The organism is Thermoanaerobacter sp. CM-CNRG TB177 (genome assembly GCF_018588165.1).
GTDB lineage: Bacteria > Bacillota > Thermoanaerobacteria > Thermoanaerobacterales > Thermoanaerobacteraceae > Thermoanaerobacter > Thermoanaerobacter thermocopriae.
In genome coordinates this window covers 41222-58158 of record NZ_JAFCAC010000042.1, presented here as the reverse complement: position 1 = coordinate 58158, position 16937 = coordinate 41222, and the positions used below count along the sequence as shown (strand labels likewise).

At 33.3% G+C, this 16937-nt stretch carries 17 protein-coding genes and 1 tRNA gene; 9 read left to right on the top strand and 9 right to left on the bottom strand.

The genetic code is table 11. The features are described 5' to 3' along the window. Positions 1-57: 57 nt before the first annotated feature. Positions 58-133, bottom strand: a tRNA-Pro gene (locus tag I4N53_RS02930). Positions 134-432: 299 nt separating this feature from the next. Between I4N53_RS02930 and I4N53_RS02925 the strand changes: the two genes are divergently transcribed. Continuing rightward, positions 433-2796 carry a phosphodiester glycosidase family protein gene (locus I4N53_RS02925; protein ID WP_214495536.1) on the top strand — a complete coding sequence of 788 codons (2364 nt, stop codon included), beginning with the start codon at positions 433-435 and terminating at the stop codon, positions 2794-2796. A 43-nt stretch (positions 2797-2839) separates the two neighbouring features. Here I4N53_RS02925 and I4N53_RS02920 read toward each other — a convergent pair whose 3' ends face one another. Further along, positions 2840-3391, bottom strand: coding sequence for a hypothetical protein (locus tag I4N53_RS02920; protein WP_214495535.1), 552 nt, complete (start codon positions 3389-3391; stop codon positions 2840-2842). A 92-nt stretch (positions 3392-3483) separates the two neighbouring features. On the opposite strand from I4N53_RS02920, the gene yyaC reads away from it, so the two are divergent. Further along, positions 3484-3993 (top strand): spore protease YyaC, encoded by a 510-nt coding sequence (gene yyaC, locus I4N53_RS02915; RefSeq protein WP_214495534.1) that lies wholly within the window; start codon positions 3484-3486, stop codon positions 3991-3993. A 2-nt stretch (positions 3994-3995) separates the two neighbouring features. Here the strand turns inward: yyaC and I4N53_RS02910 are convergent, their stop codons facing one another. The 5 genes from I4N53_RS02910 to I4N53_RS02890 all read right to left on the bottom strand — a co-directional run bounded on the left by I4N53_RS02910 (position 3996) and on the right by I4N53_RS02890 (position 9816). Next, positions 3996-5435 carry a Gmad2 immunoglobulin-like domain-containing protein gene (locus tag I4N53_RS02910; protein ID WP_028991831.1) on the bottom strand — a complete coding sequence of 480 codons (1440 nt, stop codon included), beginning with the start codon at positions 5433-5435 and terminating at the stop codon, positions 3996-3998. A gap of 82 nt (positions 5436-5517) precedes the next feature. Next, on the bottom strand, positions 5518-6918 hold the full coding sequence (locus tag I4N53_RS02905; protein ID WP_003866898.1) for a cell wall metabolism sensor histidine kinase WalK: 1401 nt from the start codon (positions 6916-6918) through the stop codon (positions 5518-5520). A gap of 34 nt (positions 6919-6952) precedes the next feature. Continuing rightward, positions 6953-7606, bottom strand: a complete 654-nt coding sequence (locus I4N53_RS02900; protein ID WP_214495533.1) for a response regulator transcription factor — start codon at positions 7604-7606, stop codon at positions 6953-6955. A 54-nt stretch (positions 7607-7660) separates the two neighbouring features. Next, a complete protein-coding gene (locus I4N53_RS02895) occupies positions 7661-8677 on the bottom strand; it encodes a LacI family DNA-binding transcriptional regulator (protein ID WP_003866900.1) in 1017 nt (338 codons plus the stop codon). A 317-nt stretch (positions 8678-8994) separates the two neighbouring features. Beyond that, positions 8995-9816 (bottom strand): Cof-type HAD-IIB family hydrolase, encoded by an 822-nt coding sequence (locus tag I4N53_RS02890; RefSeq protein WP_003866902.1) that lies wholly within the window; start codon positions 9814-9816, stop codon positions 8995-8997. A 221-nt stretch (positions 9817-10037) separates the two neighbouring features. On the opposite strand from I4N53_RS02890, the gene I4N53_RS02885 reads away from it, so the two are divergent. The 7 genes from I4N53_RS02885 to panD all read left to right on the top strand — a co-directional run bounded on the left by I4N53_RS02885 (position 10038) and on the right by panD (position 15016). After that, entirely contained in the window at positions 10038-10712 is a 675-nt protein-coding gene (locus tag I4N53_RS02885; protein WP_214495532.1) for a DUF421 domain-containing protein, read from the top strand. Between the two features lie 2 nt (positions 10713-10714). Further along, a complete protein-coding gene (locus I4N53_RS02880) occupies positions 10715-11098 on the top strand; it encodes a DUF4363 family protein (protein WP_214495531.1) in 384 nt (127 codons plus the stop codon). A 75-nt stretch (positions 11099-11173) separates the two neighbouring features. Then, complete coding sequence (locus tag I4N53_RS02875) at positions 11174-11938, top strand: tRNA (adenine-N1)-methyltransferase (RefSeq protein ID WP_013149883.1); 765 nt, start codon at positions 11174-11176, stop codon at positions 11936-11938. A gap of 202 nt (positions 11939-12140) precedes the next feature. Beyond that, positions 12141-13031, top strand: coding sequence for a Rossmann-like and DUF2520 domain-containing protein (locus I4N53_RS02870; RefSeq protein ID WP_214495530.1), 891 nt, complete (start codon positions 12141-12143; stop codon positions 13029-13031). After that, entirely contained in the window at positions 12991-13815 is an 825-nt protein-coding gene (gene panB / locus I4N53_RS02865) for a 3-methyl-2-oxobutanoate hydroxymethyltransferase (protein WP_214495529.1), read from the top strand. The genes I4N53_RS02870 and panB overlap by 41 nt, the downstream gene beginning before the upstream one ends. Further along, positions 13812-14663 carry a pantoate--beta-alanine ligase gene (panC, locus tag I4N53_RS02860; RefSeq protein ID WP_012269599.1) on the top strand — a complete coding sequence of 284 codons (852 nt, stop codon included), beginning with the start codon at positions 13812-13814 and terminating at the stop codon, positions 14661-14663. Before panB ends, panC begins: the two co-directional genes overlap by 4 nt. Next, on the top strand, positions 14663-15016 hold the full coding sequence (gene panD, locus I4N53_RS02855; RefSeq protein ID WP_214495528.1) for an aspartate 1-decarboxylase: 354 nt from the start codon (positions 14663-14665) through the stop codon (positions 15014-15016). Before panC ends, panD begins: the two co-directional genes overlap by 1 nt. 43 nt (positions 15017-15059) lie before the next feature. On the opposite strand, the gene I4N53_RS02850 is transcribed toward panD, so the two are convergent. Both I4N53_RS02850 and I4N53_RS02845 read right to left on the bottom strand, forming a co-directional pair. Then, positions 15060-16397, bottom strand: a complete 1338-nt coding sequence (locus I4N53_RS02850) for an FAD-dependent oxidoreductase (protein WP_214495527.1) — start codon at positions 16395-16397, stop codon at positions 15060-15062. 9 nt (positions 16398-16406) lie between these two features. Beyond that, complete coding sequence (locus tag I4N53_RS02845) at positions 16407-16937, bottom strand: hypothetical protein (RefSeq protein WP_214495526.1); 531 nt, start codon at positions 16935-16937, stop codon at positions 16407-16409.

The following is a 16937-nucleotide window of genomic DNA, read 5'->3' as shown; positions in this document are numbered from 1 at the left end:
CCTATGACCCCCTGCTTGTAAGGCAGGTGCTCTCCCAGCTGAGCTATACGACCACAATGGTCGGGATGGAGGGACTTGAACCCCCGACCCCATGCTCCCAAAGCACGTGCGCTACCAACTGCGCCACATCCCGACACCAGTGACGAAATAAATTATAATAGAAAAAATGAAATTTCACAATAGGCATAACTCATTAAAAACGACTATTTTGGCTATTTATCCTCTGTATACTTTAATTTTTTTAACTATACTCTCAAAATCTCTATTATACGCTTCAAAAATTAATTGTTTCAACTTTATTCACTCGGTAAATAATAATTGTTAGACGAATATTTATGCTCTTGTAATACACCTGTAATAATACAATGGTACAATTAACTAGTAAAAGAAAACATATGTAAAACATAATAAAAAACAACGGGAGGGATATAATTGAACATTAAAAAAATTCTATCTTTAGGTGTCAGCATTCTTCTACTGCTTTTAACCTTTCCAACTCAAAATGTAAAGGCCAATACATATACAATCCTTGACAGAAAAGAATTTACGCAAAATTTAAGCAAAGGAGTTGTACATAAAAATATAGTCTATTTTACAACTGAAGGATGGATAAATGTAAATGTACTAAAAGTGGATTTAACTGATAAATATACTGATGTATCGGTGATTTTCAATCCTTCGGGCATAAAAAACAGAATGTCTGTGCGAGACATGGCAAATACTTATGGTGCTGTAGCTTCTGTAAATGGTGATTTCTTCGATACAACAACAGGATTTGTAATAGGGGCAACAGTAAAAGATGGAAGGTTAATAACAGACCCTTCAAATATAGGAAAGTTAGCTACTTTTTCTATTGACGCAAATGGCATACCTTCAATAGAATATTGGTCAAAAAGCATGTCCGTTACTCTTCCAAACGGCACAAAACTTCCTCTTGCCGCAATAAATAAAATAAGCAGTACCTTTGAGTATTTAGTGATGTACACAAGGGACTGGTTTTCAACATCTCCAGGAGCAAATGAAAATGTACCTCAGTTAGTAGAAGTCGTCGTGGATGGTAACGACAGGGTATTAGAAGTAAGGCAAGGACAGCCTCCTGTCGAAATACCGCAGGACGGATATGTGTTAGCTGGTGCAGGCTATGTAGGACAAAATTTGCTCACTTTAAAGCCAGGAGATGTAATACAAAAAGATATAAGGACAAATCCGCCTTTTGAAAATCTTAAAATGGCTGTAAGTGGCGGTACAATTCTTGTAAAAGATGGAAAAATCGCACCTTTTACCCATGAAATAAAAGGCTATACGGCAAGATCGGCAATAGGCTATACTCAAGACAAAAAATATTTGATTATTGCAACTGTTGACGGCTCTTCAACCCGTGGAATGACACAGCAAGAAATGGCAAATTTAATGATATCTTTAGGTGCATATGATGCTTTGAATTTAGATGGCGGCGGGTCCACGCAGATGGCTGTAAGGCCATTGGGAGATACTGAAGCTAAGCTTGCGAACCATCCTCCTGAAGGCTATGAACGAAAAGTAGCAAACGGAATAGGAATATTTAATACAGCACCTCAAGGTAATCTATATGCCTTAAAATTAGAAGCATCAGATACTAACGTTTTTAAAGGACTTCATAGGACAATTACCGTAAAAGGATACGATGAAAATTACAACCCTGTCACAATTAATCCAGAAGAAGTTTTGTTTTCAGTAAATGGAATAACAGGAGTATTTAGTGGTAATACTTTTATGCCAACAAGCGTAGGAGAAGGTGTTATAACTGCAAGAGTAGGAAATGCTATTGGGACTATCAAGATAACTTCACTTGACAAACCTGTAGACATACGTTTTAATCCAGCTAATATAGTCATTGATAAAAACAAAAGCATACCTGTAACAGTCACTGCAAAGAATATAAAAGGCTATAGGGCCTTAATAGAGCCGCAAGATATTACTTGGGAGGTTTATAATAACGTTGGAAATATAGATAAAAATGGAATGTTTGTCTCATCTAATTTAGATGTAACCGGTGCACTTGTCGCAAATGTGCTAGGAGAAAAAGCTATTTTGCCTGTTAAAGTAGGGCAAGGTTCAGAATTTGACACATCAGTACTTCCTCATGTTACAGAATTTACGCAAATAGACCCATATAACAAAGAAGTAATTGTAAAAAACACTTATGATTCCTTTAAATTCATGGTGTTTGGTGATACTAAATATAACACCCTTTTGAAGTTGCATATATCTTTAAAAGCAGCAGATATTGCAAACGCGGAATACCCATTGGCTATATTCTTAGGAGATGTAAATGAAAAAGTGTTAAAAAACCTAAAAGTCAAATATATCACAACCGGTGATAAATACACAATGTATAATTATAACAATTCTACATTTATTGTGCTTAACAATCGCAGTGGAAGCCTTTTAAATCCGGATAAAAATCAATGGAGTTGGTTTAAAGAACAGCTTAACAACGTAAAAGGAGATAACCTTTTTATCATACTTCCCAAACCAGTATGGGGAAGCGATGGCTTCAAAGACGTTAAAGAAGCTACTTTATTTGAAGAAACTCTAAAAGAGTTCAAAAAAAATACAGGTAAAAATGTGTGGATTATATACAACGGCAAAAGCAAATTTTACACTACTTTAAATGATGAAATAAGATACATCACCACTTATGGAACAGACGTAGAAGGAAACACAAATGATATATACAATGACTTTGGTTTTATTTCTATAATGGTAAATGGCAAAGAAGTAAATTATCAGTTTAAAAATCTTATAAATAAATAAATTTTGTCAAATTTATAAACCCTTTCTAAATTCAAGAAAGGGTTTATTTTTTTGCAAAATATTCATTTGCTATTTCTACAAGGTAGCTGATCTCTTCCGAGGAAAGCTTATTTTTTAATATTTCCATTATTTTATCACTATCCTCTTGCGTTAAGCCTTTTTGAGCCATTTTCATAATTTCGCTCATATCATCTTTTCCTAATTTAAGGAGAATATTTATTACTCTAGCTTTTTGTGAAGGATCCATCTCATTTCGTACTTGTAAAATCTTTTCTAAAGTAACTATCACTCTATCATCATTACTATTTTCCTTTTGCGTTTTTTTGTTATTTTCTAAATCATAGGCTTCTTCCTCTTTTTGTTGGTTTTCGAGCCTTGCCATTTCTTTTTTTTCTTTGTCTTTTTTTGAATCAATAGGTTGTTCTTCTTTGCAACTATTATTCTCTTCTTTTGTAAGTTGTTCTTTATTTTTTTCCCACAAACTTTGTTGAGAAAAATAAATAGGTTCTTCAAAATTTGTCTTAAACATAAACATAGTAGTGAAAAGAGCGATTACAATAACCACAACTAAATAAAATTTTAGCCTCTTCAACATTAGTCATTCCTTTCACATAATATTACGCATTTTTATTATTTCTTGTTATAAAAATTTTAATTCAATTTATTTGTAAAGGAGGCTACTTATAGATGGAAGAATTAAGGCTTAAATATGACGACTCAAATGCAATTTATTTCATATCAAATTTTTTAAGTACATGTTTAAGTCCTAATTCGATTTTTTTGTGTATTGGCACAGACAGATTTATAAGTGATTCTTTAGGACCTATCGTAGGAAATCTACTGATAAAATCACTTCCACCAACTTATCATGTTTATGGCACTTTAAAGTCTCCAATCCACGCTATGAACTTAGAAGAAAACATAAAATACATAAAAAAGAAGCATCCTAACAGTAAAATTATAGCTATAGATGCTTCCTTGGGAGGAAAAGAAAGTATAGGAAAAATTTCAATAAAAAAAGCCCCACTATACCCTGGAAAAGGCGTGGGGAAAATACTTCCTTCTGTAGGAGATGTATCAATAGTAGGCATTGTCGATGTCTACGACTCATTTCTTTTAAGCTCAGTAAGATTAGGGTTTGTATTTGAGATAGCCGAAGTAATCGCTAAAAGCATCCAACTTGCCTTGAGATGCTGAATTTACTTAAGTTTTAATGGAACAGAAACGAGGTTTTGTACAGAACCATCTTTAGGGCTTAGAGAGAAAACCTGAAGAATGCCGTTTTGAGGCTCTTTTAAAGCTTTGTAAGAGATTATAGCTTCAAAATCTCCCCAAGAAGGAGCGCCAGCCGTAGCTTGTACAACAGTCTCACTTAAAATATTGCCATTGCTGTCAACAAGCCTTATATTTACATTTCCCTCAAATACTCTCGCTTTACCTATTACTTTGAAAGGACTTGTCACTACATCATTTTTAACTGGAGAAACTACTTTGATATTTGGTTCATAAGATATATTGCTTCTATCTGAAACTATTATAGCTCTCGCCTCTTTATCCTTGGTTAATATTATACCTAGCTCATCTCCTATTTTTATTTCTGCAAAGTTAATATCTTTTTCTGCATACTTAAATCCACCTTGGCTGTCATAGCCGACTTTTGCCTGAAAATGTATAATAGCATCAGGCAATACTTTTATATCCGGCCCTACTTGATTTTTCATATCCTGAGAATCCTGGTATTCCCTTTCAATTGTTATAATCCTGTTTTCATAATCGATAGCCTTCACTATACCGTATATAAAGGTCTCTCCTTCAGCAGGATTCGTTTCAGGTATTTCAGTAAACTTGGCCTTCACATTGTCAATAACCCAAATATAGTTGTCCCCTTTACCAAGAGGCTGAATTAATGTTATACTGTACATTTTATTGTTGTGTATCGCCTCTACATAAGCTACACCATTGTTTTCATTTTTTAATGTCAATTCATCTTCACTTCCAATTCCTATTATTCCGCCTTCTTGCCTAAGAAGTTGGATAGGGTCAAAACGCCACGTTTCTTTCCCTAAATCTGCTCTTTCTTGTAGTTTCTTTATCCTATCTGGGTTATTGTATACATCCCCTACCAATATCATTCTTTTTAAAGGATCTAAACCTATTTTGTATTTTCCTACTGCATCAATTTTATTTCCTTCCACTAGTATTTGAACGCTTTCGACTCCGGGTATATCAGTCAAAGCATTTACCAATGCAGCAACTCTTAATTTGTCTATCCCTTCATCTTCACTGTCCTGTAAAAATTCCTTAGAAAAGTTTACAAAAGCAATTCCCTCCTGCAATTCTATAGAAATTAGCTTTGTCCCATTAGGGAATACCGGTTTTGCGTATTCATCCGTTGGCCCTTTAATCATTTCAGCTACAACTTGTTTTAAAACATCAGCATCTTTAGAAATAAGTCTCCTTTCTAAAATAAGGCCATTCATTTTATCATTTAAAAAATAAAGAGAAATCTCTTTCGACACGTCTTGCACTATAGGCTTGGGATTTATAGGACTATTTTTTTCGCTGTTATTAACTTTCGCAAAGCACCCCGCCAGCGTCAAAACAAACATGACTATCAATACTAAGGCAATTCTTTTCACTTTTATTCCCTCCCTTTGGTTTAATCTTATTATACTTTTGTTACACAAACATTAAATAAACATAAAAAAATAATTAAAAAGTTTAATCCTTTTTCTTTTTAGGCAAAGTAATTCTAAATACAGTTCCTTCTCCCACTTTACTTTCCACTGTGACTTTACCTTCATGAATATCTATTATCTCCTTAGCAATAGCGAGTCCTAAGCCAAAACCACCACTTTTTTTAGACCTTGCAGTATCTCCCCTTGTAAATCGGTCAAATATCTTGGGAAGAGTTTCTTCACTTATACCCATACCATTATCCGCTATCGTAAGGTAAATATTGTTTTCATCTTCTTCTAAACCTACTATCACATTCCCTCCATCATGAGTGTATTTTATTCCATTTTCTACTATGTTATAGACCATCCTATAAAACCTGTCGGGATCAACTTCTGCAAAAACATTATTTTCCCCTTTAAATTCAAGGTTTATCTCTTTCGTTTTTGCAAGAGGGAGAAGACTTTCTATTACATCTAATATAATCTCGCTAATCTCACTTTTCCTAACTTTTACTGCTTTAATCTTATCCATTCTCGCTAATTCTAACAAGTCATTTACCAACCTTGTCATCCTATTCAGCTCTCCGTCCACATCCTTTAATATTTCTTTATAAAATTTTATATCTTGATTTTTGCTATTTATGAGAGATTCTATCAACGCTTTTACTGATGCCAGAGGAGTTTTTAGTTCATGAGAAGCATCTGAAACAAATCTTTTCCGCTCTTCATCTATTTTCATTAAACTGAAACTCATCTTATTAAAAGCATTAGCCAATTTTCCAATTTCATCATTGCTTTTTACCTCAACTTTGTAGTCCAATTTCCCTTGAGATAAAATATTTGTTGCTTCTGTTAATCGTTTTAAAGGATTAGTAATGTAAGAAGCCACTAAAAGGCTTAAAAGGCTTACCAAAAATCCAATACCTGTAAAAGTATATATCATGCGATATTTTATAGAGTTTAAAAGATCTATTATATTATCTATAGAAGAAGATATAAGTATTGCTCCTACTACATTGTTTTTTGCTATAACGGGAACTGCAGTATACATCGCCCAACCTACACCATTTATATCATGAATACTTGTAGAACCCTTGCCATTTAAAGCCTCTTTTATATCGCTGTAATCCTTTATTACTTTTCCTTCAAATTCCTTTGAGGAAGCAGAATCTACCAATACTCTTCCATTTATATTAGTGAAAAGTATTCTTGAATTTATTTGTTTTGCATACTCCATTATAGTGGGCTCAATCAAATAAGAAGAAGTAGTACCTACAAATCTTGATACAAAATTAGATACCATATTGGCTTGCATTAAATTATTGACTCTGACATTGTCTAAATAGCTTCTTTCAATATAACGGTAAAGATAAAGCCCAGTTAATGCCAATGAAATTATTAATATTATTAAATATAAAGAAAAGATTTTCCACCTTAAACTCATTTTATCACCTTTACTTCATATAGTATCCTGCACCCTATTTGGTGAAAATATATTGAGGATTTGCAGGGTCATCTTCAATTTTCTCCCTAAGTTTTCTCACATGCACTGTAACAGTATTTGTATCACCGTAAAAATCAAATCCCCATATCAAGTCTAACAATTTATCTTTCGTATAGACTTTTCCTGGATTAGAAGCTAACAACACTAAAATTTCAAATTCTTTATTTGTAAGCTCAATTCTCTTCCCTCTCTTGTAAACTGCTCTTTCGGGAATATTTATATAAAGTTCTCCCCTTCTTATTTCATCTTTACGCTTAGTATAAGGATTTGTAGCTCTTCTTAAAAGTGCTCTTATTCGCGCAGTAAGCTCTCTAGTATTAAAGGGCTTCGCTAAATAATCATCAGCTCCTATTTCTATCCCTACAATCTTGTCAATATCGTCTCCTCTTGCAGTAAGCATAATTATGGGAATATTTGAAAAAGTCCTTATCTCTCTACATACCGAAAAACCGTCTAACTTAGGAAGCATAATATCTAAAATTACAAGGTCATAATTCCCTAAACGAACTTTGTCAAGCCCTTCTTCTCCATCGTAAGCGGCGTCAACTTCAAATCCTTCTTCTTCTAAAGAAAGTTTTAAACCTTTTACAAACATCTCTTCATCATCTATAATTAACAATTTTTCCATATATACCTCCCTCCTGACACCAGTATACCACAACAATTTATAAAAAAAATAGCCTTATCGGCTATTTTTTTCTTCTCCAAAGCCAGTAGATTCTCTTACAATCAACTGATGAGGCAAAATAACATGCATTTCTTCAATAGGTTCTTTTGCTAAAAGTTTTGTTAAAAGTCTCATGCTTACAGCCCCTATGTCATAAGCAGGCTGTTGTATTGTAGTAATCGTCGGTCTAAAAATAGTAGAAATGTAAGTATTGTCAAAACCTACTACATGGATGTTTTCTGGCACTTTAAGATTTGAGTCAAATATGGCGTTTATGGCAGCAGCTGCCATATCATCTGATGCTGCAAATACTGCATCTACCTTGTATTCTAAAAGCTTTAGCATAGCTAAATACGCTTTGCGAGTTTTAAACTCTCCTTCTACTACTAATTCAGGATCATATTTTATGCCGTGTTCTTCGAGAGCTCTCTTGTAACCTTCAATCCTTTGAAGCCCTCCTATAGGGTCATGCATAGGTCCTGAAATCATACCTATTTTTTTGCGTCCTAAAGAAATCAAGTATTTTACTGCGTCGTATGCAGCTTTTTCATTATCAATCATAACACTAGGAAATCTCTTATCTTTGTCCTGAGTACCTGCCAGCACCACTGGTACACCAAATTCGTTAAACGTTTGTATAACACTATCCCTTACTATATCCCCCATAAAGATAATTCCGTCTACTTGCTTTTCTCCTAATATTTCTATATATTTGACTTCCTTTTCCTCTTTTTGGTCAGTATTGCACAAAAATATGTTATAATTATACATCGCAGCAATATCCTCTATTCCTCTAACTACCTCAGGATAGAAAGTACTAGAAATATCAGGGACTATAAGCCCTATAGTATGAGTCTTTTGGATCTTTAAACTACGTGCTAACGCATTAGGCTTATATCCTGTCTTTTTTATAGCCTCTAACACTCTCTGCCTCGTCTCGTCTGTAACAACAGCACTGTTATTTAATACTCTAGAAACCGTAGCAATTGAAACCTTTGCTTCTCTCGCCACATCTTTTATCGTTGCACTCATTGTACATCACTCCCAGGATTAATCGTTTTCGCTTTATGTTATTTTACTTTTTAAAAAGAATTTTGTCAATAGATTTTTTCAATTTTTTTCATTCATTTTCATGAATTTTTTTGACTGACTCATCTTTTAACTCTATTTTTTGTTCTTTTTCGTAAAATAGAGGCAAAAAAGAGAATAACATATATAAAATCCCAACAAATATAATAACCAAACTGATAAATTTTATAATCATACCTTCCATGGTCATCACCTAAAATAAAAAAATATATTACCGCCTGGCGGTAATATATTTTATTCCCTTTTGTTTAAACTAGTTACTATACTGCTACTGTCTTTTTATTTAAGAAAAATTTATCTATTGCATGAGCAACTCCATCTTCATCATTTGATAAAGTTGTATAATCCGCTTTTATCTTTACAATGTCAGGAGCGTTCCCCATAGCTACTCCCAATCCTGCATATTCTATCATTGACAGGTCATTTAGATTGTCTCCAATCGCCACTACCTGCTCTCTTTTTATACTGTACATATTGGCAAGAGTTTTTAAAGCATTGCCCTTGCTTACTCCTTTTGCATTAATCTCTAAATGTCCTCCTCCAGAAGTAGAAATGGTTAATCTTTTTGAAATTTCGTCGTAAATTTCTGCATCAATAGAAATAGGATTTTTCATATCATTTATCGCATAGATTTTAGCCGTCACGCCTCCCGTCCTTTTAAGAAATTCCTCTAAATTCCCCACCGCATTTACAGTAACATTGTTAAAAGAAAGGTACCACTCTACTCTATCAGTTATTTCTTCCACGTATAGCTCATCATCGATATAGAGGTTTATATGATATCCAATTTCTTTTAACAATCTTATCGCAAATATCGCATCTTCTGTCTGTATAGGATTGTAATAGTACACCTTTTTAGTATAAATATCTTTTATTAAAGCACCATTATAAGAAATCACTGGAGCATTAATATTAAGCTCAAGAGCATAAGGTAGTATAGAAGAAAACATACGTCCAGTAGCAATAGTAAAAATGACTCCCCTTGAAATCACCTCTTTTATTGCTTCTTTATTTTTATCAGAGATTTCAGAATTACTATTTAATAAGCTCCCATCAGCATCTGTGACAAAAAGTTTATACATATTCTTCAACCCCTATTTTTTATTTATCCCTCATCTATATTATAACAGTTTGTAAATTTACATACTATATCATAAATTGTTATAAAACGTTACCACTGAAAATTTTACATTATAAAAAGTTTTTTAACAAACTTTATGGTAAAAGATTGGAATAAATGTAAATGAATATTTTCAAAACCCATCAACAATACTATATATGAAGACTTAGAAAGGGTGACATTATGTTAATACTGTTTTTCCGCACCTTAATTTTATACGCTCTTGTGGTAATATTTATGAGAATTTCAGGAAAACAACAAATAGGTCAGCTTCAACCCTACGAACTAGTTATCGCAATCATGATAGCAGACTTAGTAGCAATCCCTATGCAAAACAAAGGAATCCCTCTTTTATCAGGTATTATACCTATCTTAACCCTTTTAGTCTCACAACTTTTTTTATCCTACTTATCAATGAAGAGCTTAAGAGCAAGAGCTATAATTTGCGGTACACCTACTATTTTAATTGAAAAAGGTAAAATCCTAACGTCTCAACTTCAAAAAGAACGTTACAATATAAATGACCTTTTGGAAGAATTAAGAGTAAAAGGTTACCCTAATATAGCCGATGTGGAATATGCAATACTTGAAACAAATGGCAGTTTAAGCGTTATACCAAAGAGCGACAAAAGGCCTGTAACTCCTCAAGACCTAAATTTAACTCCCCAATACGAGGGATTACCACTTCCTATAATAATAGACGGAAGAATTATGCATCAGAATATGCAGAAAGCAGGTATTGATATGGAATGGCTAAATGAACAGCTGAAAATGTGGAAAATACAAAATGTCAAAGAAGTACTCTTTGCCTCTTTAGACACCAATAAAGTTTTAACTGTTTACAGAAAGGAAGATTAAATGTGCGATATGTAGTTCCTTTGATGATATCTGTCGTTATTTTTATAGTGCTTTTAGATATTATATCTTTTAAATACCTTGATAAAACCTCTGAAAATTTAAATAAAATGTTAACAAAAGTGCAGCAAAACATAGAAAAAGAGCATTGGGAAGAAGCACAAAAAAACATAAAAACAGTAGAAAAAGAATGGAAAAATATAAATAAAAAATGGGCAATGATAATAGAGCATAGAGAAATTGATGAAATAGAAATAAACATGGAAAAACTAAAAAGTTATGTGGATACGAAAAATAAAGACCTAAGCAGTGCACAGCTTAAAGCTATTAAAATGTTAATTAGGCATATACCTCAAAACGAAAAACCTATTCTTGAAAATATCCTTTAAATCTGTAACTTTATAAAACAATGTGTTATAATATATAGGCATAAAAACCCTTTTTAAAAGAAAGGGGGAACAACCATGACATCACCAATAACTACAAAACGCGTAATAATAGGACCAGACAATTTTAAAAAAGTAGTGGATCTATCTTCTCCCTCTAAAATTGGGCTTCCAAAAGGTCAAATTGACACAGAATTCTTGTCTCAAATAAAACCTGGAAATAGCTTTGAAGTACAAGGAGTAAAATATTATGTACTTAACTGCGATACATTTGATTATATAATGCACTATTTAAAGCGTCAAACACAAATTATCTATCCAAAAGAAGCAAATTACATTGCGATGCGCCTTGACATTTTTCCAGGCAAAAGAGTAGGTGAAGCTGGAACTGGTTCTGGTGCTTTTACTGTATACCTCTCTCGTATTTTAGGGCCTTATGGAAGAGTATATACATATGAGCAAAGAGAAGAATTTTATAAACTGGCGCAAAAAAATCTCAGGGAGTTTTCGGAATTTGATAATGTCATAATGTACAATAAATCTATAAATGAGGGAATCAAAGAAAGAGACTTGGACGCATTTTTCTTAGATGTTAGAAAACCGTGGGAAGTTTTAGAAGAAGTAAGGAAAGCGCTAAAACCTGCAGGACACCTAGGAATATTAGTTCCCACTACAAATCAAGTATCTGAAAGTTTGGCTGCACTTGAAAAAGCTGGCTTTTATATTTCAGAAGTCAGTGAAATTATACTTAGAAAATATAAATTAAACCCTCAAAGGTTAAGGCCAGAAGATTTAATGGTAGGACACACAGGGTATCTCATTTTTGCAAGGAAGCTAGAATAGTAATTGTCTTTATTGACTACAAAATCCCATTGTGCTATTATTCCAAAAGTGGTGGTATCTTTATAGAACCACACACTTAATAAAAATTCAATAGGGCTCATTTCGGCCCCGCCAGGATCACAAGACCGGGACGGGAAATAAAGAAGATTTACCTTCCCATCCGTGGAAGGTTTTTTGTCTTAATTAAAAGGAGGGAAAACTATTGAAAATTGGATTTATCGGGGCTGGTGTTGTAGGAACAAGCCTCGCTTTTTTGTTATCCCAAAAGGGTATTAATATCTCAGGTTTTTTAAGTAGAAATTTAGAATCAGCCAAAAAATCGGCTGAATTTACACAATCTAAAGCCTTTTATAATTATGAAGAGATTATTACAAATGCTGATGTAATCATAATAAGTACAAATGACAGTAGCATACCAGAAGTAGTAAACAATTTAAGTCAACACAAAGAAATACTTAAAGAAAAAATTTTTGCTCACTTAAGTGGAGCTTTAAATTTAGAAGTTTTAAATCCTCTTAAAGATGAAAATAATTTTATCATGGTAATGCATCCTATACAAACGTGCCCCTCTGTATCAGCAGCTTTAGAACTTCTTCCAGAATCCTATTTCACTTTAGAAGGAGATGAAAAAGCAGTTGAAATTGGAAAAGAAATTGTAAATAAAATATCAGGTAAATACATAGTTTTAAACAATATAGTAAGACCCCTTTATCATGCCGCTTGTGTTGTAGCCTCAAATTACCTTGTAGCTCTTTCAAAATTTAGTTTGCTTCTTTTAAAAGAATCAGGCTTTCCTTTTGAAGATTATCCTGAGGCCTTAATCCCTTTAATGGAGGGAACTTTAAAAAATATAAAAGAAAAAAGCACAACTGATGCTTTGACAGGTCCTATAGCAAGAGGGGATGTAAACACTGTAAAACTTCATCTTGAAAATATAAAAGATCCTAGTCTTGAAGAACTTTATAAAAGTTTGGGTAAATTAACTCTTGAGATTGCTTATGAAAAAGGAAGTTTTAACGATGAAAAATATTTTGAATTGGAGGGTATATTAAATGGAGGAAAAAGTATCAACTCTCACACTAAGGAAATTTAAGAAAGAAGGAAGAAAGATAACAGCTTTAACTGCTTATGACTTCCCCACAGCTAAAATCCTTGACAATTGCGGAATTGACATGATTTTAGTAGGAGATTCTCTCGGGATGGTGGTTTTAGGATACGAAAGCACAATACCTGTCACAATGGAAGACATGATACATCACACAAAAGCCGTTTCAAGGGCAGTCAATCGTGCATTTATAGTTGCTGACATGCCTTTCATGTCATATCACATATCTAAAGAACAGGCTATGACTAATGCTGCAAAGCTTATTGCAGAAGGCGGAGCTCACGCTGTAAAGTTGGAGGGTGGAGAAGAAATAGCTTCAATAGTCAAAGCCATAGTAGATGCAGGAATACCAGTGGTAGGTCATCTCGGTCTCACTCCTCAATCAGTCCATCAATTGGGAGGGTATAAAGTCCAAGGCAAAGAAAAGGAACAAGCAAAAAAGATTTTTAACGATGCCAAAGTATTAGAACAAGCAGGTATATGTGCCCTTGTGCTTGAAAGCATTCCAATGGAGCTTGCAAAAAACATTACAGAAAATATTTCAGTTCCAACTATTGGAATAGGTGCCGGTCCTTACTGCGATGGTCAAATCCTTGTCACCCACGACATGCTGGGAATAACTCAAGGTCATAGGCCTAAATTTGTAAAACAATACGCAGATATTGAAAAAATAATGATTGATGGCATAAATGCTTACATTAAAGAAGTACAACAAGTCTTATTCCCAGATGAAGAACATTCTTTTACTTTAGAAAAGAGGGAGAATAAATGATAGTAACAGATAAAATTAGTAATGTAAGAAATATAATTAAAGAACAAAAATTGTCAGGTAAAAAAATTGGACTTGTACCTACAATGGGATATTTGCACGAAGGCCATTTGTCCCTCGTAAGAATTGCAAAAAAGCATTCAGATTTTGTAGCTGTAAGCATATTTGTAAATCCAATTCAATTCGGACCTAATGAAGACTTTGATAGATATCCTCGAGACTTGGAAAGGGATTTAAAACTTCTTGAAAAAGAAGGCTGTGACCTTGTTTTTGCTCCTTCTGTAGAGGAAATGTATCCTTCTGAACTTCTCACAACGGTAAATGTAGATAAAATCACTGAAAAACTTTGTGGAGCTTTCAGGCCCGGTCATTTTAAAGGCGTCACAACAGTTGTGGCAAAATTATTTAACATTTTCACACCAGACATAGCAGTTTTCGGGCAAAAAGATGCACAACAAGTTGCAGTGATAAAGAAAATGGTGGAAGACTTAAATTTTCCTGTAGAAATAATTAAAGCCCCTATTGTAAGGGAAAGTGACGGTTTAGCAATGAGTTCAAGAAATGTATATCTAAATCCTGAAGAAAGAAAAGCAGCCCTAATACTTTCAAAATCTCTAAAAGAAGCTGAAAAATTACTTCTAAATGGCGAAAGAAATGCTAATACTATAATAAAAAAAGTAAATGAAGTCTTAAACTCAGAGCCTTTGTGCAAAGTGCAATATGTCTCCTGCGTTCATCCTGATACATTAGAAGACTTAACTTATATAAAAGATAAAGCACTTATTGCAATAGCTTGCTTTATTGGGACAACAAGGCTTATAGATAATCTATTGTGGGGGGAAAATATATAATGCAAAGGTTTATGATGAAATCTAAAATACACAGAGCAATTGTAACAGATGCCAACTTAAATTACCAGGGTTCTATAACAATTGATAAAAATTTAATGGAACTTGCTGATATAATGCCAAATGAAAAAGTACAGGTTTTAAACATCAACAACGGTGCACGATTTGACACTTACGCAATAGAAGGCGAAAGAGGCTCAGGTACAATATGCATAAACGGCGCAGCAGCAAGACTATGTCAGGTAGGCGATATAATCATCATAATATCTTATGCAATAATGGATGATGAGGAAGCCAAAAATTATAAGCCTAAAGTAATATTTGTAGATGAAAACAATAAACCAGTAAATATGTAAAAATTTAATGGTACAAGGTACCCATTTAATGTACCTTGTACCTTTAAATATAAGCCCCTTGCTTTAATAAAATGTTTCTCAGCATTTTTACATCCACATTCCAAACTTTTGTATCTTCTTTTGCTGCTATAGCTGCTGCCGTACCTGCAGCTTGACCCGTTGCCATAGCAATTGGTGAAACTCTTATTGCTGCATTTGCTTCATGCGTTGATGATATGCATCTACCTGACACAAGTAAATTATCTACTTTTTTACTATACAAACTTCTATAAGGTATATCGTAATCACTACCCTTTTTAAGTTTCATGTAAACAACGCCCTCACCCTCCGGTGAATGTATATCAACAGGATAACCCCCTTTTGCAATGCAGTCATCAAAGCGCTTGTTTGAAACAAGGTCTTCAGCTGTTAATATGTATTCACCAATTATTTTCCTGGTTTCTCTCACTCCTATTTGCGGACCTGTTGAAATCAATATACTATTTTCAAAACCAGGTATTCTTTTTTTCATAAAGTTAAACAACTCAATGGCTTGATTCCTTCCGATTATTTCACCTTTGGTTAAATCTTTTATATCTGTACCATTTAGCCTTTGTACCCTTGTCATGTTTACTATAACTTCACCTGGTGTATTTGTTTCAAAAAATAACACCATGTCTCTTTCAAAATTTATTTCTCCTTTTTTTCTTGCTTCTTTTAGTATAGAATAAAAGCCGTTTACTGATAGTCTTTTTGCTTTTATGATTTTTTCTTTATCTACCATTCTAAATTCTGTTGGATTATTTATCATGTATTCTTTTATCTTTTGTATATCTACATTACCAATTCTTACATTCATTGTCATTGGTTGTGCCAAGTTATCCTTGGGTCGTCCTAATAAATAATCGACACCACATCTTACTGCAAGGTCTGCATCTCCTGTTGAATCTATATAAATTTTGCTTTTTATAGTCATTTCCCTTGATTTATTCACAATTTTAATTGATTTTATTTTACTTCCATCCATCTCAACGCTCGATAAAAAACTGTGATATAGTATTTCTACACCACTATCTATTAGCATCTTTTCTAAAACATATTTCATAAGTTCTACATCAAAGGGTGTTACAGTACTTACAAATCCAGTTGTATCTATTACGTGGCCAGGACTTCCTCCTATTTTTACAAGATTATCTACTATTTCTTGTGGTATCCCCCTTACCACCTGCCTGTCTCCCGCATGAAAAGTCATCATGGGCCCAACACCCATATTTGTAAGTGAACCGCCGGGAAATCCATATCGTTCAATTAATAGAGTTTGAGCTCCATTTCTTGCAGATGCTATTGCTGCTACCGTTCCTGATACTCCACCCCCTACAACCACTACGTCATATAATTTCACTATCACCACCTACCATATATCATAAAATTCTTTTACAAAAGCATGAGCCGCTATTTCACTTAATGCTCTTAATCTTCTTTTTAGTATAAATGGACCAATTTTTATTTGTATCTTTTTTATTTCACTTGTTAATCCAATATATTCGGCCTCTAAATGGTGAAAATATTCGTGAGTTAGAAATAAATCTACAATTTTTTCATTATCTTTCCAAAAGAAATATTTGTCTGGTATAGAAGGGATAAATACGTTTTGTATATTTTTTTTGTAAATGGTAATCTTTCTTTCTTTACTGTTATAATCGCTAAAAATAGTATAGGCAGGGTTATAACTTTTTTCATCTGTTTCTATAAGTATGTTTTCTTGAAATATTAGTTGTTTTATGTCTTTGCCTTTTATTTTTTCTGCCTCTTTTATCCCTCTATTCCATGCTATTTCTAATATATCATCAAGATTAAGGTCGGATATTCTATTGTAATATATATCAAATTTTAATTCCTGGGCAATTAATTGTTGTTTATTAAGAAATACAGAGGGTACCAT

Excerpts from the sequence above, each read along its gene's own strand:
- I4N53_RS02895 (WP_003866900.1), bottom strand. The coding sequence starts at position 8,677 with ATGAGTGCAACGATAAAAGATGTGGCGAGAGAAGCAAAGGTTTCAATT.
- I4N53_RS02905 (WP_003866898.1), bottom strand. The coding sequence starts at position 6,918 with ATGAGTTTAAGGTGGAAAATCTTTTCTTTATATTTAATAATATTAATA.
- I4N53_RS02885 (WP_214495532.1), top strand. The coding sequence starts at position 10,038 with ATGTTAATACTGTTTTTCCGCACCTTAATTTTATACGCTCTTGTGGTA.
- I4N53_RS02875 (WP_013149883.1), top strand. The coding sequence starts at position 11,174 with ATGACATCACCAATAACTACAAAACGCGTAATAATAGGACCAGACAAT.
- panB (WP_214495529.1), top strand. The coding sequence starts at position 12,991 with ATGGAGGAAAAAGTATCAACTCTCACACTAAGGAAATTTAAGAAAGAA.
- I4N53_RS02900 (WP_214495533.1), bottom strand. The coding sequence starts at position 7,606 with ATGGAAAAATTGTTAATTATAGATGATGAAGAGATGTTTGTAAAAGGT.
- yyaC (WP_214495534.1), top strand. The coding sequence starts at position 3,484 with ATGGAAGAATTAAGGCTTAAATATGACGACTCAAATGCAATTTATTTC.
- I4N53_RS02890 (WP_003866902.1), bottom strand. The coding sequence starts at position 9,816 with ATGTATAAACTTTTTGTCACAGATGCTGATGGGAGCTTATTAAATAGT.
- panC (WP_012269599.1), top strand. The coding sequence starts at position 13,812 with ATGATAGTAACAGATAAAATTAGTAATGTAAGAAATATAATTAAAGAA.
- I4N53_RS02845 (WP_214495526.1), bottom strand. The coding sequence starts at position 16,937 with ATGGTACCCTCTGTATTTCTTAATAAACAACAATTAATTGCCCAGGAA.
- I4N53_RS02920 (WP_214495535.1), bottom strand. The coding sequence starts at position 3,391 with ATGTTGAAGAGGCTAAAATTTTATTTAGTTGTGGTTATTGTAATCGCT.
- panD (WP_214495528.1), top strand. The coding sequence starts at position 14,663 with ATGCAAAGGTTTATGATGAAATCTAAAATACACAGAGCAATTGTAACA.